Annotated in this window: 3 pseudogenes; 2 read left to right on the top strand and 1 reads right to left on the bottom strand. The window is 62.5% G+C overall.

What is annotated here, in order from left to right:
* Positions 1-466, bottom strand: a pseudogene (locus A3A5_RS45060) (transposase); the annotation flags it as partial.
* Between the two features lie 81 nt (positions 467-547).
* Here A3A5_RS45060 and A3A5_RS39170 point away from each other — a divergent pair.
* Together A3A5_RS39170 and A3A5_RS42055 are read left to right on the top strand one after the other, a co-directional pair.
* A pseudogene (locus A3A5_RS39170) lies at positions 548-1,019 on the top strand (transposase); the annotation flags it as partial.
* Between the two features lie 21 nt (positions 1,020-1,040).
* Positions 1,041-1,232 (top strand): annotated as a pseudogene (locus tag A3A5_RS42055) (IS4 family transposase); the annotation flags it as partial.
* Between the last annotated feature and the right edge of the window lie 88 nt (positions 1,233-1,320).

The raw sequence follows: 1,320 nt of genomic DNA on the forward strand, positions 1-1,320 counted from the left end.
CTCCTTGGTGACATGTTATGCCCTAAACACAAAATTTCTGACAGGTCCAGAACTCCGGGCGAGACCTCTGTACCGTACTGCTCGGCCAGGAACGCCTGAATCGCGCGCACGGTCATGCCACGGGCNTACATGGCGATGATCTTGTCGTCGAACCCGGTTAAGCGCCGCTCGTGCTTGGGAATCAGGATCGGATCGAAGCTGCCGTCGCGGTCGCGCGGGATGTCTAACTGCAGAGGCCCGTCGTCCGTCAGGACCGTCTTGGCGCTCTTGCCGTTGCGCTGGTTGGCCGTGCCGGCCGGGCGCTCGGCGCCCAAAGCTCGCGTTTGATCAGGGCCTTCTTGAACGCCATCGAAGCGTCCTGGACCGCCTCCGCAGTCATCGGGCCCTTTACGAAATTGGCAATCAAGTCCTCGGGGATGGTCGGCGGCCTGGCTCGTCTTGGTTTTGCGTGGCATACATGCTCCAGGAACAGGCCCTGAATGCCGTGTTCCCGCACACGACGCTGCAGACCTGCATCGTGCACCTGATCCGGGGCAGTTTGGAATACGTCAGCTGGAAGGTCATCAGCTCGGTAACCGATGCGGTCATAGACGAGGTCACCGCCTGGCAAGCTCGCCCGCTTGAGGCGATGTACCCGGTGGTGTTCGTCGACGCGCTGCGGGTCAAGATGCGCGAGGACGGCGTGGTGCGCAACAAGGCCGTCTACCTCGCCTTGGGCGTGCTGCCAGACGGCACGCGCGACATTCTGGGCCTGTGGATCGAGAACACCGAAGGCGCCAAGTTCTGGATGAAGGTGTTCAATGACCTGAAGACCCGTGGCACGCAGGACATTCTGATTGCGGTCACCGACGGCCTCAAGGGCATGGGAGCGCCGGGCCGCGGCTGCGGCGCTGTACACGGCACCCAGCGCCGAGGCGGCGCTGGCCGAGTTGGGAGCCTTCGAGCAAGGGGAATGGGGCCGCCGGTACACGCCGATCGCAGCAGCCTGGCGACGCGCCTGGGATCAGGTGATCCCCTTCTCGGGTCGAGGCGTGATGGCACGGCTTGAGCGTGCCTTGGCGCTGTTCATGGTGGTGGCATGGCGCATCGCTCGGTTGATGCGACTGGGCCGAACTTGCCCGGACCTGGATGCAGGGCTGTTGTTCGAGCGCGATGAATGGCGCGCGGCATTCATTCTCAACAAGAAGAAACCACCGAAGACGTCACCGCGTCTGAATGAGGTCGTGCGCTTAGGAACGAGTGAGAAATAACTTCCCGAAGTGGACCTGGCGTGCGCAAAGCGACGCGGGTAAGATGTGATGCCTCTGGAGGACAAACGAT

It is taken from the genome of Cupriavidus sp. UYPR2.512 (assembly GCF_000379565.1).
Lineage (GTDB): Bacteria > Pseudomonadota > Gammaproteobacteria > Burkholderiales > Burkholderiaceae > Cupriavidus.